This is a genomic window from Methylomicrobium sp. Wu6, assembly GCF_035916875.1.
GTDB lineage: Bacteria > Pseudomonadota > Gammaproteobacteria > Methylococcales > Methylomonadaceae > Methylomicrobium.
Genome location: NZ_JAXUHN010000064.1, coordinates 1 through 26,576, shown reverse-complemented (window position 1 = coordinate 26,576; position 26,576 = coordinate 1). Strand labels below are relative to the sequence as shown.

General features: G+C 49.5%; 23 protein-coding genes and 1 pseudogene. 9 read left to right on the top strand and 15 right to left on the bottom strand.

Features of this window, described 5'->3' with window-relative positions; genetic code table 11:
• Positions 1–334: 334 nt before the first annotated feature.
• Positions 335–1,531, bottom strand: a complete 1,197-nt coding sequence (gene tyrS / locus U2W12_RS07375; protein ID WP_326500025.1) for a tyrosine--tRNA ligase — start codon at positions 1,529–1,531, stop codon at positions 335–337.
• A gap of 356 nt (positions 1,532–1,887) precedes the next feature.
• Here tyrS and U2W12_RS07370 point away from each other — a divergent pair, with 356 nt between their 5' ends.
• A complete protein-coding gene (locus tag U2W12_RS07370; protein ID WP_326500024.1) occupies positions 1,888–2,961 on the top strand; it encodes a M23 family metallopeptidase in 1,074 nt (357 codons plus the stop codon).
• Between the two features lie 61 nt (positions 2,962–3,022).
• Here the strand turns inward: U2W12_RS07370 and erpA are convergent, their stop codons facing one another.
• Together erpA and argC are read right to left on the bottom strand one after the other, a co-directional pair.
• Positions 3,023–3,355 (bottom strand): iron-sulfur cluster insertion protein ErpA, encoded by a 333-nt coding sequence (gene erpA, locus U2W12_RS07365; RefSeq protein WP_326500023.1) that lies wholly within the window; start codon positions 3,353–3,355, stop codon positions 3,023–3,025.
• 126 nt (positions 3,356–3,481) lie between these two features.
• Positions 3,482–4,513, bottom strand: a complete 1,032-nt coding sequence (argC, locus tag U2W12_RS07360) for an N-acetyl-gamma-glutamyl-phosphate reductase (protein ID WP_326500022.1) — start codon at positions 4,511–4,513, stop codon at positions 3,482–3,484.
• Positions 4,514–4,622: 109 nt separating this feature from the next.
• On the opposite strand from argC, the gene U2W12_RS07355 reads away from it, so the two are divergent.
• The 4 genes from U2W12_RS07355 (at position 4,623) to ribA (ending at position 7,964) form a co-directional block, all read left to right on the top strand.
• Entirely contained in the window at positions 4,623–5,618 is a 996-nt protein-coding gene (locus tag U2W12_RS07355; protein ID WP_326500021.1) for an NAD(P)H-quinone oxidoreductase, read from the top strand.
• A 6-nt stretch (positions 5,619–5,624) separates the two neighbouring features.
• Positions 5,625–6,473 carry a sulfurtransferase gene (locus U2W12_RS07350; protein WP_326500020.1) on the top strand — a complete coding sequence of 283 codons (849 nt, stop codon included), beginning with the start codon at positions 5,625–5,627 and terminating at the stop codon, positions 6,471–6,473.
• Between the two features lie 192 nt (positions 6,474–6,665).
• Positions 6,666–7,283 carry a class I SAM-dependent methyltransferase gene (locus U2W12_RS07345; protein WP_326500019.1) on the top strand — a complete coding sequence of 206 codons (618 nt, stop codon included), beginning with the start codon at positions 6,666–6,668 and terminating at the stop codon, positions 7,281–7,283.
• 66 nt (positions 7,284–7,349) lie between these two features.
• Positions 7,350–7,964 carry a GTP cyclohydrolase II gene (gene ribA / locus U2W12_RS07340; RefSeq protein ID WP_326500018.1) on the top strand — a complete coding sequence of 205 codons (615 nt, stop codon included), beginning with the start codon at positions 7,350–7,352 and terminating at the stop codon, positions 7,962–7,964.
• Positions 7,965–8,049: 85 nt separating this feature from the next.
• Here ribA and U2W12_RS07335 read toward each other — a convergent pair whose 3' ends face one another.
• From U2W12_RS07335 to amrB, 5 genes are all read right to left on the bottom strand, one after another.
• Entirely contained in the window at positions 8,050–8,892 is an 843-nt protein-coding gene (locus U2W12_RS07335) for an endonuclease/exonuclease/phosphatase family protein (protein WP_326500017.1), read from the bottom strand.
• A 115-nt stretch (positions 8,893–9,007) separates the two neighbouring features.
• Positions 9,008–10,195, bottom strand: a complete 1,188-nt coding sequence (locus U2W12_RS07330) for a M20 aminoacylase family protein (protein ID WP_326500016.1) — start codon at positions 10,193–10,195, stop codon at positions 9,008–9,010.
• Between the two features lie 40 nt (positions 10,196–10,235).
• Positions 10,236–11,057: a hypothetical protein gene (locus tag U2W12_RS07325; protein WP_326500015.1), complete on the bottom strand. Its 822-nt coding sequence runs from the start codon at positions 11,055–11,057 to the stop codon at positions 10,236–10,238.
• Positions 11,058–11,073: 16 nt separating this feature from the next.
• Complete coding sequence (locus U2W12_RS07320) at positions 11,074–11,688, bottom strand: alpha-ketoglutarate-dependent dioxygenase AlkB (RefSeq protein WP_326500014.1); 615 nt, start codon at positions 11,686–11,688, stop codon at positions 11,074–11,076.
• 69 nt (positions 11,689–11,757) lie between these two features.
• On the bottom strand, positions 11,758–12,540 hold the full coding sequence (gene amrB / locus U2W12_RS07315) for an AmmeMemoRadiSam system protein B (RefSeq protein ID WP_326500013.1): 783 nt from the start codon (positions 12,538–12,540) through the stop codon (positions 11,758–11,760).
• A 126-nt stretch (positions 12,541–12,666) separates the two neighbouring features.
• On the opposite strand from amrB, the gene amrS reads away from it, so the two are divergent.
• Together amrS and U2W12_RS07305 are read left to right on the top strand one after the other, a co-directional pair.
• Positions 12,667–13,752, top strand: coding sequence for an AmmeMemoRadiSam system radical SAM enzyme (amrS, locus tag U2W12_RS07310; RefSeq protein ID WP_326500012.1), 1,086 nt, complete (start codon positions 12,667–12,669; stop codon positions 13,750–13,752).
• Between the two features lie 160 nt (positions 13,753–13,912).
• Positions 13,913–15,235: a pyridoxal-dependent decarboxylase gene (locus tag U2W12_RS07305; RefSeq protein WP_326500011.1), complete on the top strand. Its 1,323-nt coding sequence runs from the start codon at positions 13,913–13,915 to the stop codon at positions 15,233–15,235.
• Positions 15,236–15,398: 163 nt separating this feature from the next.
• Here the strand turns inward: U2W12_RS07305 and U2W12_RS07300 are convergent, their stop codons facing one another.
• Positions 15,399–18,479: a thrombospondin type 3 repeat-containing protein gene (locus U2W12_RS07300; protein ID WP_326500010.1), complete on the bottom strand. Its 3,081-nt coding sequence runs from the start codon at positions 18,477–18,479 to the stop codon at positions 15,399–15,401.
• 477 nt (positions 18,480–18,956) lie between these two features.
• Between U2W12_RS07300 and U2W12_RS07295 the strand changes: the two genes are divergently transcribed.
• Entirely contained in the window at positions 18,957–19,352 is a 396-nt protein-coding gene (locus U2W12_RS07295; RefSeq protein ID WP_326500009.1) for a hypothetical protein, read from the top strand.
• 224 nt (positions 19,353–19,576) lie between these two features.
• Here U2W12_RS07295 and U2W12_RS07290 read toward each other — a convergent pair whose 3' ends face one another.
• The 6 genes and pseudogenes from U2W12_RS07290 to U2W12_RS07265 form a co-directional block, all read right to left on the bottom strand.
• On the bottom strand, positions 19,577–20,305 hold the full coding sequence (locus U2W12_RS07290) for a DUF4234 domain-containing protein (RefSeq protein WP_326500008.1): 729 nt from the start codon (positions 20,303–20,305) through the stop codon (positions 19,577–19,579).
• A gap of 279 nt (positions 20,306–20,584) precedes the next feature.
• Positions 20,585–21,067 (bottom strand): hypothetical protein, encoded by a 483-nt coding sequence (locus tag U2W12_RS07285; protein ID WP_326500007.1) that lies wholly within the window; start codon positions 21,065–21,067, stop codon positions 20,585–20,587.
• Between the two features lie 406 nt (positions 21,068–21,473).
• Entirely contained in the window at positions 21,474–21,818 is a 345-nt protein-coding gene (gene smbP / locus U2W12_RS07280) for a small metal-binding protein SmbP (protein WP_326500006.1), read from the bottom strand.
• A gap of 731 nt (positions 21,819–22,549) precedes the next feature.
• Positions 22,550–23,131 carry a hypothetical protein gene (locus tag U2W12_RS07275; RefSeq protein WP_326500005.1) on the bottom strand — a complete coding sequence of 194 codons (582 nt, stop codon included), beginning with the start codon at positions 23,129–23,131 and terminating at the stop codon, positions 22,550–22,552.
• A gap of 964 nt (positions 23,132–24,095) precedes the next feature.
• A pseudogene (locus U2W12_RS07270) lies at positions 24,096–24,251 on the bottom strand (transposase); the annotation flags it as partial.
• Positions 24,214–24,937, bottom strand: a protein-coding gene (locus U2W12_RS07265) for an IS5 family transposase (protein ID WP_326500026.1) whose coding sequence is annotated in 2 segments (ribosomal slippage) — positions 24,214–24,540 and positions 24,542–24,937 — 723 coding nt in all. Because the reading frame shifts where the segments join, the coding sequence is not laid out codon by codon here. The gene U2W12_RS07265 and the pseudogene U2W12_RS07270, both read right to left, overlap by 38 nt.
• A 515-nt stretch (positions 24,938–25,452) precedes the next feature.
• Between U2W12_RS07265 and U2W12_RS07260 the strand changes: the two genes are divergently transcribed.
• Complete coding sequence (locus U2W12_RS07260; RefSeq protein WP_326500004.1) at positions 25,453–26,376, top strand: WYL domain-containing protein; 924 nt, start codon at positions 25,453–25,455, stop codon at positions 26,374–26,376.
• Positions 26,377–26,576 lie beyond the last annotated feature (200 nt).

Genomic DNA, 26,576 nt, shown 5'->3' with positions numbered 1-26,576 from the left:
AAAGAACTTTTATAACTTGTCAAACTCTTTTTCGACTTCCTTTCTCACTCATCCTGTTCAGGATGAACAGGGCTTCTTGCCCAAGTCTTGATGAGCCGACCATTATAACCAGTCTCATTCATTTGTCAACACTTCCGTTTCGGTTTTTTCAAAACCCGGCTGACCTCCCTTTCCCTGTCGGCGTCACCGCCGAAAGAGAGACGCATTATACGCACTCCCCCACACTTTGCAAGTCGATTATTAAAATTTGTAACAAAATTTCGAGAAAAGCTAGACGTCAATCCGATAACACGCTGTTTTTCAATTCAATCCCATGTTACCGAACAGCAATCTCTCAGTTAGCAAGCTTGACTTTCATGAACTTTCTTTTGCCTACCTGGTAGATATGATGAGTACCCACTTCAATTTCCAGTTTGGGGTCGGAAACCTTCTCACCGTCGACCTTGACTCCGCCCTGATTGACCATCCGGATCGCTTCGGATGTGCTGCCGGTCATACCCGCTTCTTTTAATATACTTGCGATGCCATAACGGTCACCCTGAATTTTAATTACTTTCTCTTCAATTTCATCAGGCATCGCGCCGCGCTGAAATCTGGCCTCGAAATTTTCGAGTGCTTTTTGCGCCACCGCCGCATTGTGGAACCGTTCGATGATTTCTTGGGCCAACAGTACTTTGTAATCGCGGGGATTGCCCCCTAATTGACATTCTTGCCGCCATTGCCCAATTTCAGCCATCGAACGGAAACTCAGCAATTCAAAATAACGCCACATCAATTCATCCGAAATCGACATGATCTTGCCGAACATGTCGTCAGGCGCATCGGTGATGCCTATATAATTGTTCAGCGATTTGGACATTTTGTTAACGCCATCCAAACCTTCCAGAATCGGCATCGTGATCACGACCTGCGGTTTTTGGCCGTAAAGCTCCTGTAACTGGCGACCGACGAGCAGATTGAATTTCTGGTCGGTTCCACCCAGTTCGACATCCGCCTTCATCGCAACCGAGTCATAACCCTGAATCAACGGATACAAAAATTCATGGATTGCAATCGGCTGCCCCCCTTTATAACGCTTGCTAAAGTCGTCGCGTTCGAGCATTCTTGCAACTGTATGCTTGGCGGCCAACTGGATCAGGTCGGCCGGAGACATTGCATTCATCCAGCTCGAGTTGAACATCACCAGGGTCTTGGTCGGATCGAGAATCTTGAAGATTTGCTCTTCGTAGGTCTTAGCATTCTCGATCACCTGATCGCGAGTCAATGGCTTGCGTGTCACATTCTTGCCGGTCGGATCACCGATCATGCCGGTAAAGTCGCCGATTAGAAACAGCACTTCATGCCCATAATCCTGGAACTGCTTCAGTTTGTTGATTAGAACCGTGTGCCCGAGGTGCAAATCGGGCGCCGTCGGATCAAATCCCGCCTTGACTCTAAGCGGCCGTTTTTCCTCAAGTTTTTTAACCAAATCCTGTTCGAGCAGCACATCTTGCGCGCCCCTTAATAAATCCGCTACTATTTCCGCTTTCAACCAGTTTCTCCATTAAAAACTCAGTAGATAATCAATATTCAATATTGTGCGATAGGCATTATAAATAAAAAATACTCGTCTATAATTGGCAAATATGAAAAAAAACCGTACAATGGCGTAAGGGCAGAGTTAATTATTACTTTATTATTTTAATTTCAATAACTTATCTTATCATCGTGAAAATTCGATTTTACGCCCCCCTCCTGATAAGTGTGGGTCTGGCGCTTACATCGGCAACGGCCGATGCCAGGACTTCGCACTTGGCCATAAAAAAATATGCGGCTGACGCATCAAAGCGCATGAAAGCGCATACGCGCAAAGCAACGAGCCAACGGGCATCCTCCGGCCGATCGACCATGTCCTATATACAAGGCACGATAACAACGGAGCCCGATCAGCAATACATCGCTTCTCTTGAACAGGTAGAGACCGAGACAAGCCGCATCTCCACGACGCTCTATCCCTTGGCGAAGAGCCGGTTGCACATTCAGAAAACAAACCTTCAAGAGGGGCCACGCTTCGGAACCGTTCGGACTTCTTCAGACATTATTTCTTCGCGTAATCACAGTCTCGGCTACTTGGAATCACATACGCCGCTCGAATCCAAGAAACTTTCCGGTGTGTACGGCGTAATCGAAACGGACCTTGCCGACGCAGGCCACAAGGCGGGCCTGTCCGACGAACTGATCGATGAATTGACCCGTATTTTCGCCTGGGACATCGACTTTGCATCGAATTTACATGCCGGCGATCAATTCACAGTCCTCTATAAAAACTCCCCCGATGCGAGCGACTCCAAAGCCCAACATATCTATGCGGCCGAGTTTGTCAGCCAAGGCAAATTTCTGACCGCCGTCCGATTTGAAGACGCCGAAGGCAATGCGAGTTATTACACCCCCGAAGGCAACAGCCTGCACAAAGCCTTTTTGAGCACTCCGGTCGATTACGCAAGGATCAGTTCGCATTTCAACACCCATCGGAAACATCCAGTCCTTAACCGCATTCGCGCACACAAAGGTGTCGATTATGCCGCCCGCACCGGCACCCCGGTTAAAGCCGCCGGCGACGGCGAAGTCACTTTCCAGGGCCGCAAAGGCGGATATGGGCAGGTGCTGATCCTCAAACACGGCGATCACTATGAAACGCTATACGCCCATCTTTCCGGCTTTAAACGCGGCTTGAACGACGGCGATCATGTGATGCAGGGAGAAGTGATCGGCTATGTCGGCCAGACCGGGCTCGCCACGGGCCCGCATCTGCACTACGAATTCAGGAAGGATGGCGTACATCAAAATCCGGAATCTCTGGAATTCAAACGCCCGATGCGCGTGGACAATCAGCAACTGGCCGAATTTAAAGACCAGACCAAGCCGCTTTTGGCGAAACTTTACCAGACAAAATCCAGAAATTTATTGGCTAAAAACCAGTAATCCTTGTCCGCTTAAATCGACAGGATAAAAAAAAGGGCGGTCTGAAAACCGCCCTTTTTCGTTATGCTGAAAACGATGACCCGCACCCGCAAGTCGTCGTTGCATTCGGATTGCGAATTACAAACTGCGCGCCGTTCACATCTTCCTTGTAATCCACTTCGGCGCCTTGCAAGTATTGGATGCTCATCGAATCGATCAAGACTGTCACGCCGCCGTTGACGACACTGGTATCGTCTTCGTTCACTTCTTCATCGAACGTGAAGCCATATTGAAAACCCGAACAGCCGCCGCCGGTCACATAGACTCTCAACTTGAGATTGTCGTTGCCTTCCTCGGCAATCAGTTCGCTGACTTTCGCGGCCGCGCTATCGGTAAAATTAATTGGATTTGCCATAAGCTTTTAAATACACAAAAAAAGTTGAGGTATAGCAGAAATTATGACTATACCTAGTAAAGGAGTCAAGATTTCCGATCTTGCAATATCACTCCGGATCTGCCGCCGAGTTAAACCATTGGATCTTCACGGATACAATGCCACCGTTCTTAGCCCCAAATCCTCCTCCAGGCCAAACATCAGATTCATATTCTGCACCGCCTGACCTGACGCGCCTTTCACCAGATTATCGATTACCGACAGGACAACGACTGTCTTCCCATCCTGCGGTTGATGAATCGCGATCTGGCAGCGATTGCTGCCGCGCACGCTGCGGGTATCGGCATGTGCTCCTTGCGGCAACACATCAACAAAGACCTCGTCGCGGTATCTTTGTTCATAAAGCGCCGGTAAATCGCGCGCGTCCGCATGGAGGCGTCCGTATAAGGTCGCATGAATTCCGCGTATCATTGGCGTCAAATGCGGCACGAAAGTCAAACCGACCGGTTTGCCGGTCGCCGCACGCAAGCCTTGCCTGATCTCGGGCAAATGCCGATGTCCAGGCACTGCGTAAGCCTTGAAACTTTCGCCGCATTCGCTCATCAGCGTCGCAAGCTCCGCCTTGCGGCCCGCGCCGCTCACCCCCGACTTGACGTCGGCAATCAAATGATCGGCATCGATCAAGCCGTTTTCCAGCAGCGGTAAAAAGCCAAGCTGCACCGAGGTCGGATAGCAACCCGGACAGGCAATCAGCCGTGCGCTTCTGATCGCTTCGCGGTTGACTTCGGGCAAACCGTACACCGCCTCGCCAATCAGATCGGGACAGGCGTGTTCCAGGCCGTACCATTGGCTCCACTCCTTTGCATCCTGCAAACGAAAATCGGCGGACAGATCGATCACTTTCACGCCGCGCGCCAGCAATTGTCCGGCCATAAGCATCGCCGTACCGTTCGGCGTCGCAAAAAACACCACGTCGCATGCGGCCAACGCATCGACATCCGGCGCGGTAAAAACCACATCGATATAGTCGCGGAGGTTCGGATATAACGCATCCACCCGCACGCCTGCGTCCGTACGTGAGGTGACTACCGCGACATCGACCTCCTGATGCAAGGCTAAAATCCGTAACAGCTCCACGCCGGTGTAGCCGGTGCCGCCAACTATTCCTGCACGAATCATTGGTTTAAATCCTTCTTGTTCATTTCTTTGAAATTGCGTGAGTATATAATACTTCCAGATTCGCAAAAATCGATAACTTCAACCGGACACTCGCGACAACCGCTTAATTATGCCCCTACCACTTTCGATACACGCGATAGAGTTCACTCAACCCGGCGGCCCCGAGGTACTCAGTCTCGCGGAAAGACCCATACCCACCCTATCGGCGCATCAAGTGCTGATAAAGGTTGCCGCCGCCGGCGTAAATCGCCCCGATGTGATGCAGCGCCGCGGCGTTTACCCGCCGCCTCCCGGCGCTTCGGATATTCCAGGTCTCGAAATTGCCGGAACGGTTGCTGCCTTGGGCGAAAACGTGCGCCATTTGAGCATTGGCGAACCAGTTTGTGCGCTGGTAACCGGCGGCGGTTATGCCGACTATTGTACAGCCTCGGCCGCGCTTTGCCTGCCTATTCCGGAGGGAATCGATTTTATCCAGGCAGCGGCGCTGCCCGAAACATTTTTTACGGTCTGGAGCAATGTTTTCGATCGCGCCCATTTATCGGCCGGCGAAACGCTGCTCATTCACGGCGGCAGCAGCGGCATCGGCACGACCGCGATACAATTGGCAAAAGCCTTTGGAGCCCGAGTCTTTATTACGACCGGTTCCGATGTAAAGTGCGAATGTTGCGTGCAACTCGGCGCCGATGCCGCAATCAACTATCGGGAGCAGGATTTTGTCGATGCTGTCAAACAGATGACCGATAATAAGGGCGCTGATGTGATCCTGGACATGATCGGCGGCGATTACTTACCCAGAAATTTGAAGTGTCTGGCGAACGACGGCCGACTGGTGCAAATCGCAATTCAGCACGGCGCCAAGGCGGAGATAGATCTCTGGCAGATCATGCTGAAACGCCTGACGCTGACCGGATCGACCTTGCGCGGCCGTGACGATCTTTTCAAGCAGCAAATCGCCTGGAAATTGCGCGAAAAGGTCTGGCCTTTATTGTCATCGGGTAAAATCAGGCCGGTCATCGATAGAGTTTTCGATCTTGGCGATGCCGCCAAGGCGCACGAACGGCTCGAATCCGGACATCATATCGGTAAAATCATCTTGAAGGTATAAATTATAATGTCTTACAGCACACTCATCACCGCCGATGCGCTCCGCGCGCAACTTGACAATCCGGACTGGGTCATCATCGACTGCAGGTTTTCTCTGGTCGACACTGAGCTGGGCGCGAAAAATTATCGGCACGGGCATCTTCCGAATGCGCGCTATGCCCATCTCGACAAGGATTTGTCATCCGCGATTACCAGCCAGAAAGGCCGCCATCCACTGCCTGATTTTCGCGCATTGATTCAAAAGCTGGGCCACTGGGGCATCAACAATCAGAGCCAGGTTGTTGCTTACGACGATGCGGGCGGCGCTTTCGCAGGGCGTCTCTGGTGGCTGTTGCGCACTCTCGGCCATGACAAAGTGGCGGTGCTGGACGGCGGTATCAAGCATTGGCGACAAAAAGGCTATCCGATCACAACCGCGTTGCCGGCGATCAAACCTGCGGCCTTCCGACCCTCTCTGCAAGAATCGTTTTGGCTGACCGCTGGCCAAGTTCAAAACCGTCTCGCCGAAAGATCGATTAGCCTGATCGATGCACGCACACCCGAGCGTTACCGCGGCGAAGTGGAGCCGATAGACCCCGTTGCCGGCCATGTCCGAGGCGCGATCAACCGGCCTTTTCAAGCCAATCTTGCCGGTAGCGGAGAATTCTTGCCCGCCGATCAATTGCACCAACAATTTCAGGCCTTGATCGGCGATAGACCGCCGGAACAGATCGTGCACATGTGCGGCTCCGGCGTGACCGCCTGCCATAATTTGCTGGCGATGGAATACGCAGGACTCAAGGGCTCCAAGCTTTATGCCGGTTCGTGGAGCGAATGGATCCGGAATAAAAACCGGCCGATTGCGAAAGGCAAGTAATTTAAGCCAGCAAAGGCACTACTTATTAGCCCCTTGGAAAGGCTCGGGTTTGAAAACCCCGTCCCAACTATCTGGAATAGCGCCTGCTAATGTAAACAAGCATGTATATCCGTGTATTACCAAACATTTCGGACCGGATGAATATCCCATCCGGCATCAGAAAAGATACTTTTTTATCCATTGGTTCAGCCCATGAAACTTGACAGCGCCCAGATACAACAGCGTTATGACCGCCTCGCGCCTTATTTCGACTGCCTTGAAGCGATGATGGAGGGCCTGTTTTTCAAAAGTTGGCGAACAAAACTTTGGGAGTCCGTCGAAGGCCAACACATTCTCGAAGTCGGCGTCGGCACCGGCAAGAACTTCGACTATTATCCTGCCGGCGCCCGCATCACCGCGATCGATTTCAGCCCGAAAATGCTGGAGCAGGCTCGGAACAAAAAGAACAGAAAACACAGCAATGTGGATCTGGAACTGATGGATGTGCAGTCGCTGCATTATGCCAGCAACAGTTTCGACACAGTCGTAGGTTCCTTTGTATTCTGCTCGGTGCCTTCGCCGATGAAAGGCTTGAAAGAATTGCACCGGGTCTGCAAGCCGGGCGGGCGGGTTTTATTGCTGGAGCATGTAATCAGTTCAAGACCGGTTTTGGCCGGCATAATGAATCTTTTGAATCCCCTGGTCGTCTCGCTGGCCGGCGCGAATATCAATCGCAATACGGTCAAAAATGTGCAGGCCTGCGGCTTTCGAAAGGTGCGCGTCGATGAGCGCAGCAGCGATATCATCAAATTGATCGAAGCGGTCAAATGACCGGAAATTCTATCTTGAGCGATGGATTTGAGTAAAATATAAGGAGTTTTTGAATTGATAATTGACGTGAAACCAAAAGTAGAAGATTTAGTTCAAACACCGATACCTACACGGCACGGCGAATTCATCCTGCATTATTACAGTAACAATCTCGATGACAAGGAGCATGTCGCGCTGGTCCGAGGCAAGGTTGACGGCATCGAACATGTACCCGTGCGCATCCATTCCGAATGCTTTACCGGCGATGTGCTCGGATCGAGGCGTTGCGATTGCGGCGAACAACTCGACATGGCGCTGCAAATGATTGACGAAAAAGGCGTTGGCATCCTGATTTATCTGCGCCAAGAGGGGCGCGGCATTGGCCTTTTAAAGAAGCTTCAAGCCTACAATTTGCAGGATGCGGGCATGGATACGGTCGATGCGAACATTCACCTGGGCCATCTTGCCGACGAACGCGAATACGACATTGCCGCTTTGATTCTGCGCTCCCTAAACGTCAAATCGATCGAACTGATCACGAATAATCCGAAAAAAATCGAAGGCCTGCAAAAACTGGGCATGAATGTTGTGGATCGGATCCCCATTGTTGCCGCAGCCCACAATGACAATCTCGATTATCTAAAAACCAAAGCCAGAAAGATGGCGCACATGCTGTTTGAGCGCAAAAAGGAAAACGAGTAAGCACCTTTAGCTATACCGCTGTTGTGAATCAGCGCGAGGAAGAGGAACCGGAACATAGCCAGGCACGTTTGACGCGGGCGAAAAATCAATACAGCCGGTACCTTGCCAAATAACCGAAATGATCCGAAACGATCGGATAGAAACGATCATTGAAGATCGTGTCCATCGATTCGATCCGCATCGGATGGCCATTACGCTTGAAAATAAAGTCGATTCGACAAGGCGGATGATTTTTCCAGCCATCGATTTGACCCCGATAACTGGGTTCGTAAAAGCGTTGTGGATGCAGTTCACTGAACTGATCCACATACTCGGCATTGCCGACGACATGATGATACGCCTGCCCTCCGGCGGGCGCGTTGAAATCCCCCGCGATCAGCTCGCCTCTGACGCCGAAATGCCGGCGCGAATCAATCAAGCGTCGCAAATTGGCGTATTCTTCATAAAAGCCGTGATGCGCCCAACTCAAATGCACATTCGCGATATGCAGCAGGCCAAACCACGGCACATCAATACAGGACATTGTCACATTTCGCGACATGTAATTGTCCTTGCGCTGATCACAAGACACATAAGCCGAATGATTATGTCGCATCGGATAGCGGCTCATGATCGCGGTGCCTTCACGCCAACGGCCGAAACCGATGTGGCTCCAGTCCTGATGAATGTGATACCAAAGCCCCCAGTGCCGCAATTTGCCGCAAATCCGGAACGCCATGTTAGAAGGCGACTCGCCGTACGGATGCGCGATCGGATCGTGCATGTACTCCCCGACCTCCTGAAAACAAATCAGGTCGATTTTCAGGTGGGCAATCGCCTCAGCGATGATCTGCACCTCACGCTCATGCTGATGCATCGCATCAAACGGACAATGGCGCGGATGCTGCTGGTATGTATGCAGATTTAGCGTTAGCAGCGACAGTTCCATAAGCGCCGACGATTGGCGGATTGTAAGCCCGAAATGACAAGTATCGATGCATTTTACCCGGCAAATATGTAAGTTTTGTGACCAAAAGCAAATCGGGGCCGCCGTCTTTCCGCGATCAGAACACAATTTCATCCCGCAGAACGCTTTCAACCAGCCTGATCCAATAAGCTACGCCGATCGGCAGGATCTGGTCGTTAAAGTCATAATGCGGATTATGCAGCAAGCAACTGTTATGCGATGCGCCGTTGCCGATCCAGATATAACAGCCCGGTTTTTGCTGCAGCATGAACGCAAAATCCTCCGAGCCCATGCACGGCGTGGGCTGAAGATTGACGCCTTCAGCACCGGCAACCGCAATGGCGACCTTTACCGCAACGGCCGTTTCGGCTTCGCTGTTGAAGGCGACCGGATAACCCGGATTTTCGGGATTGAAAGCGATTTCCGCGGCAACGCCGAGTCCGGTACAAACCCCCTCGACGATTTGACGAATTTTTTCGCCGATAATCTGCTGTACGCTGGATTTGAAACACCGAAAAGTACCGCGAATCACCGCTTCTTCCGGAATCGCATTCCAGGCATTGCCGGCGTGAATCTGAGTAATACTGACTACCGCCGAATCAGCCGGATCAATTGTCCGGCTGACGATCGTTTGCAGCGCATTGACGATTTGCGCGGCCGCGACGACCGCATCGGCGCCCAGATGCGGCATCGCGGCATGCGTTGCCCGGCCTTTTACGCGAATTTCGAAACAGTCGAAGGACGCCATCATCGGCCCCGGCCTGACCGCAAAATGGCCGACTGGAATATCCGGAAAATTATGCATGCCGAACACCTGTTCGACCGGAAATTGTTCGAACAAACCGTCCTCGATCATTTGCCTGGCGCCGGCGCGGCCCTCTTCGGCTGGCTGAAAGATGAACACCACCGTGCCGTTGAAGTTCGGTTTTTCGGCCAATAGTTTGGCCGCGCCGAGCAACATCGCGGTATGGCCGTCATGGCCGCAGGCATGCATTTTGCCGTGATGTTCGGATTTATACGAAAAAGTATTTTTTTCTTCGATAAACAAGGCGTCCATGTCCGCGCGCAATGCAATTTTCCGTGGGCTGTCGCCCGACGATAATGTCGCAACCACGCCGGTTTTGCCGAGCCCCCGATGCACAGCCAAACCGAATTCCTTCAGTTTTTCGGCGACAAAACGCGCCGTTTCGACTTCTTCATAGGCGGTTTCGGGATGCTGATGAATGTGTTGCCGCCATGCGCGCATATCCGCATGAAGTTGTTGCAGATCATAGCTGTCAATCATAAGTTTCCGCGTCGTTAAATTTTCAAGCGTTATGTCTTTCCTACAGGACATAGTCAAGCGAGTCGATTTGCCGCGCAAGCCATGCCAAAACTTCCTTGCCGTTTTTACAACTAACTTGATCGATATTGAGCTTTTTTCCTCCGGCCAGACACTCCCAGCGCAGCAACTGGTTTCGGAGTTGCTGCCTTTCGTTCGCCGTTAAATGAAAGCGCTCAAGCAATGTCTGTATTTGCGCCGGTTCCGGCGCCGAAATCAAGCTCTGGAGACCACGCAGTTCGGCCAATAAGGAATTTACCACCGGCAATTGCGCGGCAATCAGCTCCGCGACCTGATTGGGTTGTAAATTTTGCGCAGGCGAATGCCGATTGTCCGAAACGACTTTCAACGTCTGAATCAGTTCGCCGCTCGAAAAGCGCATTGCAGTTTCGTAAAACGCGGAAGCCTCCATATCGTAAAGATACGGCTCGGAATAATCGAGTTGCGGATTCGATGCGGTTCGTAGCGTCTCGGCCGGGCACGGCGGAGAAAACACCAAAGGCGGGTAATAATTTTTCCGCGTGTCCGCATCGATGATTTTACCGGCCAAAAACACGCGGCCCACCTCATGATCACCGTGACCTGCGATGCCGATATTCAGCATGATCGGCTTGTCGGCCATACCCACTCTTGCCTGTGTATAAGCCACACCCGCCGCCATCGCGCATTTACCGATGCCGGTCACGGTAAGGCTAATCTGATCCTGGCTGTAAACCTCGAAAGGATGACTGCTCAGATCTTTTTTCAACCTGAAACGCTCGATCAGCGGCCTGGCCTCGCAGGGTAGGGCGGTATGGATAAAAATCGTCTGGGTGGGTGTCGGCATAGATTGGGGAAGGATTCTAGCGGTCTGAACTCGGCCGGGTCGGCGGCATAATCTTACGAAAAGTCAGATTGATCCGGGGATTTTTCGCTTGCCTGGTTTTCGGCAAAGCATGCACCCAATGATGTTGCAAAGCGCCGGCCATGATCAATAAATCCCCGTGCTCCAATACAAAATCCAGATTTTCGCGGTGCTTTTTATGATGCAGTCTGAACAGGCGCGTATCGCCCAGGCTCAACGACGCAATCACCGGATCGATGCCGAGCTCCTTTTCATTATCCGCATGATACCCCATCGAATCCCGGCCGTCGCGGTACAAATTGGCCAACACACTGTTGAATGTGCAACCGCCAGCTATTTCGACCCGAGTCTTGACCGCGGACAATTCTGCGCTCCACGGCATAGGCTCATGGGCCACGCCGGAATAGGTATAAACAGCGTCAGCGTCGCCGTACCAACACATCAGGCGAGGAGCCTTGCACCACTTGCCGAAGATAAAAATCAATTCCTCCCGCCATGCTAGCGTCCGGTAAAAATCCGCAAACAGCCGGTCGGCTTCCGATTGCGCATAAAACGCCTTGGCCAAATAGATTTCGCCGTCGTAGGGACAACGATTGGTTCTATCGCTCCGCAAAATAATTTTTCAACACGTCGTCGAGTTAATAGCGGCGCCAAATAACGACTTCGTCGCCCCCCCCTAACATCATATTTCGACAATATAAGCCCCGTACCCGACGACCCTTTTTTTATCCCCTGCTGTATCGCCGGAATTACGTAAATCGATGTTCTTGACGGCCAGCGACTTTTCCCTCGCCAACTTCAATAGGCCGCTTACGCCGACCCGACCGCAGGCCGAATCAAATCCCAGACTTTCATATTGTAAATGTTCAATCGCCACGCTGGTCTCCTTGTCGAGTTTCTGACAAGTCGCATAATCGTGATAATGGCTCAGATCCGAGCTGATTACGATCAGCGTTTCCTCGCCGCCCCACAGCAACTCAAGTACTTGACTGACCTGCTCGGCAGGCGCATCGCCGGTCACGATGGGCACGATCTTGAAATCATCCAGCGTTTCCTGCAAAAACGGCAGGTGTACCTCTAAACTATGTTCCAGCGCGTGAGCCTGTTCCATATAATCGACAAAAGGCAATTTCGCGATCATGTGCACCGCCTGCTGATCGACCTCGATACTGCCGAGCGGGGTGATGAAGTTCTGCGCATTGGTGATCGCCAAACCATGAAAACCGACCCGATGCGAAGGCCCGATCAGCACCACTCGGGTAATCACATCGTGCGCCTTGATCAGCCGAGCATAGGCGCTGGCGGCCACAGGACCAGAATAAATGTAGCCTGCATGCGGCACAATCATCGCCTTGGGAACTTTTGATGCGGTTTCGGCATCATTAAGATATTGATCGAGCAGCAGATGCAGTTGCTGAGGCTCGGCAGGGTAAAAGGTCCCTGCTACAGCGGGTTGTCTATTCATATCGTTGCCTTCTCTCCTAAATCAATCCAAATCGCGTTATCAACCCCTGAACAATATTGCAGGTTGATTTTATTATTCTAATAATTAATGACCAATTGAATTTTTAATGGTTCCTGGAGAATGGCGATGACCGAATTTGTTTCCGCCGATACTGTCAAAACCCTGTACTGGCATGTACTTGACGACGGCCGGGTGCAATGCGACGCTTGTCCGCGCTTTTGTAAACTGCACGAAGGCCAGCGCGGCCTGTGTTTTGTACGGCAGAATCTGGATCGGCAGATCGTGATGACCAGCTACGGACGCTCCAGCGGTTTCGCAATCGACCCGATCGAAAAAAAACCGCTGAATCATTTTCTACCCGGCACGCCGGTATTTTCGTTCGGTACTGCCGGCTGTAATCTGGCCTGCAAATTTTGCCAAAACTGGGACATCAGCAAATCGCGCGAAATGGATACCCTGATGAGTAAGGCTTCGCCAGAGGCGATTGCCCAAACCGCGCTCGACCAGGGCTGCGCCAGCGTCGCCTATACTTATAACGATCCGGTCATCTTCCACGAATATGCGATCGATACCGCGCAGGCCTGCCGCAGTCTCGGCTTGAAATCGGTCGCGGTTTCGGCCGGCTATGTGACACCGGCCCCCCGGGCCGAATTTTATCAATGGATGGATGCGGCCAATATCGACCTGAAAGCGTTCAGCGAGCGCTTTTATCACCAAATCACCGGCGGTCACCTGCAACCGGTGCTCGACACACTCAAATATATCAAGCACGAAACCTCGGTCTGGCTGGAGTTGACGACCTTGATCATTCCCGGCGAAAACGATGCGGACGCGGAGATTGAAGAAATGACACAATGGGTCGTCGAAAATCTCGGGCCGGACGTGCCGATGCATTTTACCGCCTTCCATCCCGACTGGAAGATGCTCGACAAACCGCCCACGCCGCGTCATTCGCTGCTGAAAGCCCGGCAAATTGCGATCACCAATGGCATACGTTACGCCTACATCGGCAATGTGCATGACAAACTGGCCGAAAGCACCTACTGTCACGGCTGTGGCAAATTATTGATCGGGCGAGACTGGTATGAATTGTCGGACTGGAATCTTGACGCCGCCGGCAATTGCAAATTTTGCGGCGCGACTTGCGCGGGTATCTTTACCGAAAAACCCGGAACTTGGGGCGCAAAACGCCGTAGCGTGCTGATGAGTTGAACCCGGTTTCTGTCCGACAAATTTCTACGGTTGCGGAAAAACCGAGACGCTTACATAATACTACCTTGAGTAAGGGATTTACTATCTGCCAAATGCTGATGCTGAAATGACGGTTGCCTAAGCCGAAAAAACATCATTAAATAACTAAAACGATAACATTATGATGCTCTCCAGACGACGTTTTTTAGGTTATGGCGGCGCAGGCATGCTTGCAATTGCCAGCGGTTGCAAGCCGACGAATTTGAATTTATTGCCGGCGGAAAACGAAATCGCTACGCTCAAGCTCTTGCCGTTGGCCGAGAGAACAAAGCTCGCAAAGCTGAAAAACAATCTGTTGGGCTATCCGATCAACATGAATACGCCGCCCGAAGCCTTTTTTGCCTGGCGCAAGCAACTCAATGATGCTGGCATTGGCATGTTTGCGTTCAACAATGTCGGCAACCCGTACAAGGAAAGTGCGATACCTTACAACACGCATGATTTTGAACGTGAAGTGATCCATCGCTTCGGCAAACGCTATGCGTTTCCGGCCGACGATACTTGGGGATTTCTTTCGCATAGCGGCACCGACAGCAACATGCACGGCATGTATATGGGCCGAACGATTCTGAAAGGTCGAACCGGCGTGTTGCCGAAAGCCTATTTCACGAAGGAAGCGCACTACTCGGTGCAAATTTTGCGCGACTTGCTCGGACTTGAAACCGTATTTGTCGACACGCTGCCGGATGGCGGTATGGATCCAGGCGATCTCGCGCAAAAGCTTGCCGCCAATCGACCACAGCCGGCTTTGGTAATCGCGACGATCGGCACCACGTTCAAAGGCGCAGTCGATCCTATCGACCGTATTCAAGAAGTCCTCGAAGAACATCCGAGCTATCTGCATCTGGATGCGGCGCTGTTTGGCGGCTATCTGCCCTTCACCAAGCATGCCGACATTGTCGCCTATCAATTACCGGGCAAACCGGCGGCGCGCTACGATTCGATCGCGGTTTCCTGCCACAAATTTTTCGGCTTTCCATCGCCCGCAGGCCTTTTCATTACCACGCAAAGCCATTTCGATGAGTTCAATGCGCTGTTCAGCAAGATTCACAATCCCGAATACATCCATCATGTACCGGGCACGATCACCTGTTCGCGCGACGCGGTCAAACCGGCGGAATTTTATTTCTTTTCATCGCCGGAAGCGATGGGAAAACTGACCGAAGATGCTCGCTCTATGATGCAAAATTCGGATTATTTTCTGCAACAAATGCAGTCCCTCTTTCCTAAGCGAGATGCGGTGCGCGCGAACGAGCTATCAAACACGATTTATTTTAAAAAACCCACAGATCGGATCGTCAAAAAATATTCGCTGGCCACAATGCATTTGGCTATAAACGGCCAACAGCAGGATTATGCGCATGTGGTCGTGATGCCGCATGCTGACCGGGCAGTCATTGACGCATTTATGAGCGACTTGAAGTCGGATTCGGCTCATTTATAAAAATTTCGCTCCGATCTTTTTCTTGTGTTACCGACGCTCTCCCAGAGTAAGGCTCCGACGTGTGTGGATAAGCGGGAAAGCATGGAAATGTTCGATTAATTTTTGAAAACACCCAAAGCTACCCCTTCCTCGCTTTCGAACAACGCTGAGAAACCGGTAAAACTCACGGCTGTGACGAGCAAGGGACGCTTGTGTATTTTCCGGTCAATAGTTCCACGACACCGGCATTACTAATTTTTTTGCCGTCGACAACCGAATGGTCCTGATAGCCGCCTACGATCATGTCGGGAAAACCATCGGCATTATGATCGCTGCTTCCGCTGACCGCAAAGCCGAAATAATTATTCTGAATGTGGCCGTCGAAGGTCAGAAGTTCCTCGGCGTCGCAACCGCGATGCAAGGACACTCTGCCCGTGTTCGCCAGTTTTTTGCCTTTCACGACAGGGTCGTATTTATAGGCGCCGACGATGAATTTGTGCCCCACTTCGCTCGGAAAAACACCGGCATCGCTGATAGCGCTACCGAACAATGCGCCTTTTTGAGGCTCTTTATTATGATAAAGACTAAACTTTGGTAGCGTTTTTCCATAAAAGACGTGCACAGAACCGGCGTCCTGGAAAGTTTTTTTCGGGGCGTCCTGCGTAGCTTCTTGAACATAATCTTCCTGTGGCGCTCCCGCCAGCACATCCGCCAAGCCGTCGCCATCGACATCTGCACTCGCCACTGCGAAACCGAGACGATCGCCTGCGTGCTCCCCTCCAAGACGTAAGGTTGGCCCAACTCCTCCATTACCCAGCAAAATAAGATAGACTCCGCCCGCATCCTTCATTTTTTTGCCGCTGCTGTTTTGCGTGTCAACGCCGTAAGCACCGATTATCGCGTCAACTTTGCCGCTTTGATCCGCATCTGTCGAGGCAACACTAAAACCGAACAGATCGCCCTTGTTTTCACCCTCGAATTTATGCAGCAAGGCGTGAGCCGAGCCTTTATAAGAATAAACATATGCTGCACCCGCATCTGTTATTTTTTTGCCGGTGCTGGTGTCGACCCTATCCGCTTTCCAGGCGCCCACGATGATCTCATTCCAGCCGTCGGTATTGATATCCTTCATAAAACTGGCCGCATTACCCAGATTATCGCCAGCCGACTCGCCTTCGATACGAAATAACTCACTGCCGTCAGCTCCTGAAAAGACATATGCTATTCCCGCATCCTTCAGCTTTTTATTTTTATTATCGACAGCAATATTCACATCGGCTTTTGGCGCACCCACGATAATATCGGGTACGAGATCGCCATTTACATCCCCGCCACCCGCTACTGCGCTGCCAAATTGATCGCCGGCCGCGCTCCCCGTAAATTCGATCCGCTTGGCTTGATCTGCGAAATTACCCGAATAGACATAGACCGAACCGGCATTGCTTAAAGTCTTTTTGCCTTCTTTTTTATCAAAGCGAGGCACTCCGACAATCACGTCGTCGAATCCGTCCTTGCCGAAACCGACGATGACCTTGTTATCAATGTCTTTGTATGTATAGATAATATCGCCCGCATTGGCGACACTATAACCGAGATAATCGCTTTTCTTTTCGCCGCTGAATTGATTCAACAAGTTAGCATCGAACGGAAAGGGATCATCTTCATCCGGAACACCATCATTATCGTCATCCGGATCAGCATTATCGCCAATCCCGTCGCCGTCGTTGTCATTCCATTCAGTGGGGTCATCTGGAAAAGCGTCTTCTTTATTCAGATGACCATCACCATCCCTGTCATCATCGCACACATCGCCAATGCCATCTTTATCCTGATCGGCCTGATCCTCATTTTTTGTATTTGGGCAGTTATCTATGTAATCGAGAACCCCATCGTTGTCTAGATCGCCGGGAAGATAACGAGCCAGAGCAAGGCGTTTCTGGCTCACTAAGTTGGTTGTTATCGAGGCCGCCCCCGCCAACACGATGCGATAATCATTCGCTTGCTGTACAGCGGCGAAAGCCTGATCCGAACCTGCACCGAAACTGGTGCTGAGTTTACCGTCGCCGCTGAAAGAGGTATCAAGGCTGCCGTTTTGATTATAACGTACCAGTACGAAATCAAAGTCATTGATTCCAACTTGCGTATAACCGGCCACCAGCAATTTACCGTTAGGCAATTCCATTACCTGATAAGCCCGATCATTTCCTGAACCAATCGGCGTTCTGACAATACCATCTCCGCTGAAAGTGGTATCTAGGCTGCCATTTTGATTGTAGCGCACCAGTGCAATATCCTCATTACCGCTCGTCGTGCTGTAACCGGCAACTACGTATTTGTCTTTGTCTGGGCCTTCGACTGTTAATTGAATCACCGAAAGACCCTGGTCATCGCCGCTGCTTATCGAAGTTCTTTTTAAGCCATTCGAATTGAAACCCTTATCGAGAGTGCCGTCAGCGTTATAGCGCGCGACCGCAAAATCATCGGTATTGGTAGCGGCATTATTGCTGAAACCGGCCACGAAGAGTTTGCCGTCAGCCTGCTGAATCATCGAAAAAACAACATCGTTACGCATGTTTCCAAAATCGGTCGTAACTTTTCCCGGCTCGCCAATAGGACTAAAACTCGTATCGAGAGAACCGTCGCTGTTATAACGGACCAGCGCAAAATCACTGTCGGTTGCCGTACCGCTAAAGCCCGCCACGACTAACTTATGCTCCGGTGTTTCGACCACCGCTTGAGCGCCGTCCTCGAACACATCTAAATCGACCCTCGAATGCGGCGGCGTCAGCACGATCCCGCCATTGTTGAAATTGGTGTCCAAAGAACCGTTGGCGTTATAACGGACCACCGCAAAATCGCTGGTCGGCTGCGCATTCGAATTCAAAGCCAGCCCAACCACGACCAACTTACCGTTTGCCTGCTGAGTCACCGCGAAAGCCCCTGCATTACCGCTGCCCACGGTCGTGTTGACGATGCCGTCGCCGCCAAAATTCGTATCCACAATGCCATTACTTGAATATCGCACAGCGGCAAACCGATCAAAAGCGCCGACGCCGTCATTACTGCGGCCGACCGCAACCAGTTTGAGGTCGTTTTGTTGCTGGATCAGATCCTCGGCCACCGAGAACGAGGCGCCCGCGGCAGTCGTCACCAAACCGTCGTCGCTAAAACTAGAATCCAGCGTCCCCGCAGGTAACGCAAATAAAGAATTCGAAAAAATCAGCAACTGAGCAACAAGTATCGTTTTTATAACGCCCTTAATCATAAGACTTCACCTAAATTCAATTTGCGTCGGAATGTTTCATTCTAACACCAAGAATTTTCCGCATGTAAATCCACATACCTACAGAACATGTATTTGAAAAATACGCAGATCTATAGTGTGCTGAAAATCGCGTATTAAACAATTGGTAAGATTACCAAGTTTCAGATAATTAAGCGGCGTTTATCCGCTACTTTCCTATTATTTGCGTATTCATCGAATCAAATCCGTATTTTTAAGTCGAATTGATGTATTGAGAAACCCAACAGGTTTCGTTAGTAAGTGAATAGCAACAAGTTCATTGGCATTTCTTGAGCTCTCTAAGTCATTGATTTGCTATTCACAGGTTGCAAACGAACTTCTCGCGAAGCACTTATCAGTTTTTTGCATCTTCAAATATTTTTTCAATGAAGTTAACTCTTGGGAGGCGCGAATTGCTTTTCTGAGGGCTTGTAAATTAACTCGTTGTAGGAGGGTAAAATGATGAATATTATCAAAGCAGGGGTAGTTTCGGGTTTTCTGGTTTTATCTCTATCCACCGGAAATATCAGCAAAGCCGGGGTCGCCGAAGGCGTTATGGCCAATAGAATCAGTACAGCCATTGCCCATCTTGAAGCTGCCCAAAAAGCGCTTGCTGCGAATGAGCAGGATACGGCTCAAGAACATATGAAGGCGGCAACGCAGTCTTCGAAAGATATCTTTGGCGGCTCCTTGGAAGTCAAGGCGCAACGCGGTTCCCGAGCCATCGCCAATGCCCGGCGTCTAGCCCGCGAAGGCGATACTTCCGGCGCTTCAGTTACTTTGAAAGAGGCCGAGGAAATTTATAAATCTTTACTTCAGCCGGAAAAATCGGGGGGGCGGGGCGGCCTCAATTAATGCATAACTACCCATAACACGTTATGGTGAGTGTGGACACGCGAGCCTCAATATTTGCCACTCAGATGTGTTGAGGTTCGCGCCCTTACGTCGGCATAGAAATTAACTTCGTACGAGCGTTAACGATTTCAAATGCGATTGTGCCGAACGTAACAATAGCCAAAACGAAATTGTGCGGACAGTGCCTTATGCCCGTCCGGCGTAGGCCCTTTAGTCCATAAAGATTAGTAATTCCAGGACAAACCGCTGATATCAAATTGAAAGGTCTGAGTGGGCTCACTGAAGAAGTCGGCTGTGATGGTAAGGACATTGGCCGCTTCGGTTAACTGGATAAAGATATCCGCATTGCTGATGTAAATCCCCGGCGTAGTGTCGTTTTCAGCGGGGGATGCCTCGAAAAATTGAGTCAGGCCGTTGTCGAATTGGGCGGTAATGCCGCAAACTCGCGAATTGCACTGGGACCGGCTCTTTTGTAGTCCAAAATAGACATCATGAGAGTTGTCATAGTTTTTTCGCAAGGTCAGAACCGCACGTTGTTTTCCCTCGTTTGGCGGGCTGAATTCGATTTCGTTCAGCGAGTAAATTGTCGCTGTTTGGATCATACCACGCCCCAATTCGTCTTCTTCCTTTAAGTACGTCCATTTTGTTTCCTGCTTCTTCTGCGCCGCCGGTTTAACGGATTCTCCAGCCTCAATTGGTGTATGGGTAAACAGGATTGAATAAACTTGATAGACGCCGACTAAAAATAAGATGAGAAAAATGATTAAGATTTTATAAGCGATATTGCTTTCGGCGGGCAACCCATACTCACGAGCAATTCGATTGCGTCGATCGGTATTGCGGACGCTGACCGCCAGCCAAAAAATGAGCCATAAACCCAAAGTTACAATACTAAAAAGCAAATGAAGGCCATGACTCGTTCGATGCTTTGCCATCTCGGCATAAGCAAACATGATTTGTGCTTCGCTGGGTGGTGGGCTGGGCTGCTTATGAAATGGCATTTTGTTTCAGTGGCATCAAGGCTTGGCGAGTTATGAAGCGATAGTGGAGCGCGGCTTCCTCCTCGGGTCTGCGGTGCAATTCGGGAGGGATATTTTAATCAGCTAGCCAGACATGCGAATCTCATAACTAAATAACGGTAGCAAAATGATAGACCTTTCAAACAAAGTCGGCAAACCAAATTCCCGCTTCTTCGATGACTTGATATTGACCAACCAATGCAGGACCGAAGGTCAGGCTCCCACTTTTCGGATTCCAGTTCGGTCATCCGCCCGGCCGGCTTTTCTTGTTTTTCCGGGTCCGGGTTTACTCGCGGCGACTAAGCGTCCGGTCGAGACATCGCGCAATTCGCAGTGCACACCAAGGCCTCCGTGAATGGTTTCTTGATCGAAAGCCGCTTGTTTTTCTGCAGACAAGAATTGCCAGTGCCAGATCGGCAAGTCGTTACCCGTAAAAAATCGAGTCTTGCCGTCGGCGCGATGATCCGGAGCGATGGCGGCCTGTTGAACTCCCGTTTGTTCTTTTTCTTTAACGGGTAAAATTTCTCGCCGATCCTTGGTGAAAATATGAAGTTGACCGTTTGGGTCGATTATTACCCGCTCATAGGTTTCTGCGACTGAGAAAATCGGTGTTACCAAGAGCAAGACGGCAACATAGCGCCATGCCGATAGAGTCGGATTAAACTTTGCATTTGTCTTTGTGAACCGGTCAATCATTGACGCTTGACTGCGTACGAGACAGCCAAACAATTGCCTAAAAACTGTGCGACTCAGGGGTTTAAAAACTGCATTTTAAAATATGCCCCAAATTATTAAACTATCCGGCATCCGCGTTCGGGCATCATAACATTACGCCGGAGGTTGGTTGCCAAAATCAAAAAGCGGGAATTGCAGCCCATCATCGATCAGCAATACGAGTTTCTGGCCGAAACACGATCATTCACTGCAAAGAAGAGCTACTTAAAAGGTTAACGCCTTCAAAAAGTTTAGATTACTTGCCACTCAGGACGGAAATAGCAACGATTAAATATGAAAACCCCATAAACAAAAAGCCTATAGGGTATTCATTTTATCGTCTCTTTACGCCTGCAAGCGCTAATTCAATATTTTACAAAAATTGTGATTACTGATTGCCGGCTTTAATGTGTTCCGCTGCCGCTTCAGCAGCTTTGGTCGCCAATTTTCCATGTTCCTTGCCTTTCATTTTTCCGTGGTCTATAGCCGATTCCAGTGATTTTACCGCGGCAGCCAGATGAGTTTTAGATTCGCCACTTGCGAGTTCGACGGCAACTTTCGCATGACTCAAAGCCTCTTTTGCATGCGTGACCAAAATTGAATTGTGTTCGGCTTTTCCATACTGAATCGCCATATTGGTATGTTCCAGAGCTGCATCCGCATGTTCTTCGGCAAATACCGGAGCACTTAAAAGACCCAATAAAGCCGCACCGATCAATGTTATTTTTTTCATATTATCCTCTTGTCATTTACTACTTACGATAACCCTGACCGTTTAGAACAAACATTCGGACAAGATCGAGAATATGCATAATATCACGTTGGGACAGGATAAAATGATTTATTAATTAGAGTTTACTCAGTAATTATAACCCTTTGATATGGAATAGGTATTGTTGAGATTTCGGTATAATTATGTACGAAAGACGAGTCCTAACTGGCAAAAACCGTGCACCGATAATCCGAACCTATAGCTCGAAACAACTCACGATTGCAGAATTTGATTGGCCATTTGAGATAGCGTTGGATAAAAACAGAAGACAACGTATACGGGAATCCGAGGTGCACGCGATCAGGTGGTCCGTAATTAGGTAACGTGGAGCGCATTGTGGGACGAGGTATATTCTAATTCGAGCGGATGGTGGTTTTAGCCGCAATGGGCGAAGAGTCAACAGGGGGATTCAACATTAAGATAACGCGGTTGGTGTTAAGGCAAGTCGTTTCATTAATTATACGGCAGCTATTGCCTCCGGCGCCCCGATCCGTCCTGCTTCGCCCGCTCCAACCCAACAAGTGGATCGGAGCTCCGCTTCACAATGACTTTACGCCGTGTCGCGATGCCTTGCAGGTTTGCTCCGCTTCGCTTTGCGAACCCGCCCGGCTCTACGGCTATCGGGGACTAAAAATCTTCGCTTCGCCTTGCTCAGCTTCCAAGATTTTCAGCGGTAGCTTGGATACAATAGATTACGATTTTTTACCAAAGGTAATCGTTACTTTCCCATTTAAAGGGTAGGATTGTTTGACAGTTTTGCCTTTGGCATTTAATACGGTTCCTTTAATTGTTCCTACAATTGTTGCGGTTCCTTTACCAAGGGTAGTTGCGTTCGTTATTTTAAATGGTGTATAGGAGATCTTTTTCAAGACAAACGTCGGAGAAGACAGGTGAGGATAGGCAGCGACCATAAAATTATTAATTTCATCATCGATCTCCGTAGTTGTTGTTGAATCCAAAGACCATGTCAGTGTTTTGCCCTTTATGTCGGATACGGAACCAGTAATCATGAGGCTAGGAGTTGCTACACTGATCACATCAAGCTTCCCTTCCGTTGTCGAACCATTGTCCACTGTGATAGTCGCCGAAGCATTTCCGGTTATCGGCGTTGATTTAGTCTTTCCGGATTTGTAATCGATTTCGTATGTTCCTGCCCACGACCCGGCGGCAAGCTCCGAAAGTGTCACACTCGGCGTTGCAGCGCCGGACACTTGGAACGTTTGAGCGAGAATTAAGGATGAGAAAAGAAATAAACTTTTGCTGGAAATATTCATAGTCATTTAAAATTTAAATTGATGGTATTGGCGGCCTTTAAAAAACCGCTGAGTTTTGGATGACGTTAATTAATTTGTCTATTGAATGCAAAACCACTTATGAAAGCTAGATATGAAATTCTTCCATTTGTGGATTAAATAAACAGATAGTCAAGTTAATCTAAAGTATCCTCTTTCGATCTGAGCAAAAATTGCGCCACTATTTTGAGTTACTGTAAATTCAGACTTTCAGATGAGCTATGTTGATATCGGCAAATTTTATTTGGTTGCTTTGAACACTTTGCAGTGGTTCTTTTCGCCTTAGCACTACCGTTAAGATGGTGAATAAATCTGTATCTGATCGTCCGGTTTTTCGTCACCTGAAGCTTACGGTACTCTTCAACGAGCGCGAACCGCAATCATTGCAGATGATAAAACACGGATTCATGAAATTTTTGCGGATCAGGGCAAAATTTTGGATAACATTGAGCGATTGACGGTATAAATGGCGGTATATTTCAAAACACAATTTCTGTAAGCCTTTATTCAAGCGACTTACGAGCAATCGTTTGGCCGTCTCTTCGCCATAATATAAATTTTTGATAAATAAGATAAAATTATACAAGAACCTGCTACAAAATGGCTGTTGTCATGGCTAGAATAGCCTACCTCATAAGGCGAAAAAATGTCTTTTATTTTCGTCTGGTCGCCCCTCCCCGTAGAACTTCGCCTATTCATCCACGCACGCGAAATTATCCGAAGTCTTAAGACCGAAAACCGGCATGAAACTACCCACCAAGCGCTAAAGCTGGCTGCATATTACAAAGCTGTTTTCACGATCTGAGGAACGGCAAGGCTCAGCAGTGAGCCATTTGGTGAGTATTCCAATCAAAACAGCCGCCAATAATTACGGTAAACCGGCCGGGTAAAATTATCTAAAAGCAGCCACTGGCAATTATCGAAGTAATTAGGGGCTGTTGCCGTTTCACGTCAGTAGCCAGATGAAAGCGCGGGCCAAGGCAATGACGCTTTCAAAATTACGTTTCAATTTGTCATATCGCGTAGTGATCGCTCGGAAATGCTTTAGCCGCGCAAACAGATTCTCAACGAGGTGGCGATATTTGTAGAGACACCAGGGCACCTCGAAAAACCCTGTATTTCAGCGAAATCCGTGACCTAACCCATTGATTCGCTTGAGTCTGAGTTTTTGAAAATGAGGTTTTTCGAGGTGCCCACCAATTCATTTCATCATTCCCGATGGTTGAATTTTGTTTTCTTGGAATGACCGGCACAGCCCCTTGATCGCGAATTTGCATCCGTAAAGGTTCACTGCCATAGCCTTTGTCAGCGATGATGTACTTCGCCGAGAGAAGTTTAGCTACCAATTCCGGAGCTTCTTTACAATCGTGAACTTTCCCACCCGTGACTGAAGAACGGAGGGGGAAGACCGCCCGCGTTAACGGCCATGTGAATTTTAGTGGTGTTGCCCGCCACCGATTTCCCAATAACGGTTTCCTGTTCATAGGACGCGCCGCTGCTATGCTGATGCGATTTCACGATACTGCCATCAATAAATACCCATTCCAAATCCGGCTCTACAATTAGATTCTGAAAGAGCTTCATGAACTTTTCTTGAAGCGACCATGCATTGAATCGCTTGTAGACCGCATTCCATTTCCCAAACGCCGCCGGCAAATCTCTCCAAGGACAGCCGATTCGTAGACGATAAACAATCCTTTCGACGGTTTGTCGAAGCGTGGCTTTGTCATAAATCCCAAGGCTCAGCAAAACGGTTTTTAGTTTATTCCAACGTTCATCCGTAAACAGTTGCCAACCATCGATCACTTTCCTTTTTTGATTGAAAATTCCAATCAATAGAGGCAATCAAACCTCATTTCAAGAGCGCGACGCAAAATGGCAACAGCATGTCAGGTAATCATGACAATCAACACGTCAAAGCGAGCTCCAACCCAATGCGCTAACAGTCGCTCAGCACACAAAATTCCCTTGACGAAGCTTTCAATCCGGCCAGTCCGCGTACCATTCTGTTTGCCTTTTTCATATATACTGTAAACCATAAGACCAAACCACTTGTTCGAGTTTGACACGCTTCCTATCGCCCCGGAGCCTATACGCCTGAACTATGCAGAGTTCTTACCTGATTACGGAGTGTATCGGCTAAAAACTGACCTACTATACAGAACGTTAGGCACAAGCAAAAAATCCAATTCAAAAATACCGAAATGTGTTGAGCAAGGCGACATGCCCTGTCCAATGACGCTGTTAAAGTACACCCAACTTTTGGAAAAACAAGATTCAACAGAATACGCGATAGCAAATTTATGTCCGCTAACTACGATCACGACACGCTAGTCATACGGCTTGCCCAAATCCTCATCCGCCTCAACGAAGGCCAAGCTTTAGATCCCAAAGCGCTTGCCGACGAGTTCCAAGTGCATCCCCGTACCATCCAGCGGGATTTGAACGAGCGCTTTGCTTATTTGCCACTGAAAAAAGACGGCAACGTTTATCGTCTGGAGAATTATTACCTCGGTAAACTCATGACCTCCGACATTCGCCAATTTGCTGCGATTGCAGGCATCAAGGGACTGTTTCCCAGTCTCGACAACGGTTTTCTAAAAAGCATTTTGGATGTTGCCGTCAGCCAAGCCTATTTGGTCAAGGGCCATCGCTACGAAGACACCAAAAACTTCGACTACCTGTTCAGCCCGCTTGAAACCGCCATATTGAAACACCACCAGATTACATTCACCTTCAGCGGAAAACCTCGTCGTCATGTAGCGCCCTACCGATTGCTGAATCATAAAGGCATCTGGTATCTGGCCGCCGTGGATGACGACAAACTCAAGTCCTTTCGATTGTCGGGAATCTCCGACTTTGCCTCAAGCGAGCAAACTTTTATCCCGGATGCCGCCATCCAACAACGAGTCGCCGACGAAGACAGTATTTGGTTCACCTCCAGCAAGCGCGAAGTCGTCCTGAAAATCGATGCCCCCATCGCTCACTATTTTCAACGCCGGCAAGTATTGCCCAACCAACAGATCGATAAGACATTAGAAAACGGCAGTCTGATAGTCTCCACACTCATAGGCCACGAAATGCAGGTGCTACCCATCGTGCGCTATTGGATACCGCATATCCGCATCATCAGCCCAGAAGACTTAAGGCAAGGCGTAAACCAAAGTCTAAGCGAATATCTACAGCGGGAAGGAACGCTCTCCGCAAACAAAGCCAACTCAATTTAAACGAATTAAATGTGAAACTAAATGGGTAATGACATGAGTAAAGAAATCGAATCAACAATACAAAAATCCGCAACGCTGATAACGATAAGTGCTTAGCAGAAAGTAAATTGGTATTGAGAGCCAAAACCAGCGCCGATTTCATCGATAGCCTCCTCAAGTTCGGTAGGTGTAAACGATTGGAATGGCAGCCACTCGTATTT

Excerpts from the sequence above, each read along its gene's own strand:
- U2W12_RS07370 (WP_326500024.1), top strand. The coding sequence starts at position 1,888 with ATGTCCTATATACAAGGCACGATAACAACGGAGCCCGATCAGCAATAC.
- erpA (WP_326500023.1), bottom strand. The coding sequence starts at position 3,355 with ATGGCAAATCCAATTAATTTTACCGATAGCGCGGCCGCGAAAGTCAGC.
- argC (WP_326500022.1), bottom strand. The coding sequence starts at position 4,513 with ATGATTCGTGCAGGAATAGTTGGCGGCACCGGCTACACCGGCGTGGAG.
- U2W12_RS07355 (WP_326500021.1), top strand. The coding sequence starts at position 4,623 with ATGCCCCTACCACTTTCGATACACGCGATAGAGTTCACTCAACCCGGC.
- U2W12_RS07350 (WP_326500020.1), top strand. The coding sequence starts at position 5,625 with ATGTCTTACAGCACACTCATCACCGCCGATGCGCTCCGCGCGCAACTT.
- U2W12_RS07345 (WP_326500019.1), top strand. The coding sequence starts at position 6,666 with ATGAAACTTGACAGCGCCCAGATACAACAGCGTTATGACCGCCTCGCG.
- U2W12_RS07335 (WP_326500017.1), bottom strand. The coding sequence starts at position 8,892 with ATGGAACTGTCGCTGCTAACGCTAAATCTGCATACATACCAGCAGCAT.
- U2W12_RS07330 (WP_326500016.1), bottom strand. The coding sequence starts at position 10,195 with ATGATTGACAGCTATGATCTGCAACAACTTCATGCGGATATGCGCGCA.
- U2W12_RS07325 (WP_326500015.1), bottom strand. The coding sequence starts at position 11,057 with ATGCCGACACCCACCCAGACGATTTTTATCCATACCGCCCTACCCTGC.
- amrB (WP_326500013.1), bottom strand. The coding sequence starts at position 12,540 with ATGAATAGACAACCCGCTGTAGCAGGGACCTTTTACCCTGCCGAGCCT.
- amrS (WP_326500012.1), top strand. The coding sequence starts at position 12,667 with ATGACCGAATTTGTTTCCGCCGATACTGTCAAAACCCTGTACTGGCAT.
- U2W12_RS07305 (WP_326500011.1), top strand. The coding sequence starts at position 13,913 with ATGATGCTCTCCAGACGACGTTTTTTAGGTTATGGCGGCGCAGGCATG.
- U2W12_RS07300 (WP_326500010.1), bottom strand. The coding sequence starts at position 18,479 with ATGATTAAGGGCGTTATAAAAACGATACTTGTTGCTCAGTTGCTGATT.
- U2W12_RS07295 (WP_326500009.1), top strand. The coding sequence starts at position 18,957 with ATGATGAATATTATCAAAGCAGGGGTAGTTTCGGGTTTTCTGGTTTTA.
- U2W12_RS07290 (WP_326500008.1), bottom strand. The coding sequence starts at position 20,305 with ATGTTTGCTTATGCCGAGATGGCAAAGCATCGAACGAGTCATGGCCTT.
- U2W12_RS07285 (WP_326500007.1), bottom strand. The coding sequence starts at position 21,067 with ATGATTGACCGGTTCACAAAGACAAATGCAAAGTTTAATCCGACTCTA.
- smbP (WP_326500006.1), bottom strand. The coding sequence starts at position 21,818 with ATGAAAAAAATAACATTGATCGGTGCGGCTTTATTGGGTCTTTTAAGT.
- U2W12_RS07275 (WP_326500005.1), bottom strand. The coding sequence starts at position 23,131 with ATGAATATTTCCAGCAAAAGTTTATTTCTTTTCTCATCCTTAATTCTC.
- U2W12_RS07260 (WP_326500004.1), top strand. The coding sequence starts at position 25,453 with ATGTCCGCTAACTACGATCACGACACGCTAGTCATACGGCTTGCCCAA.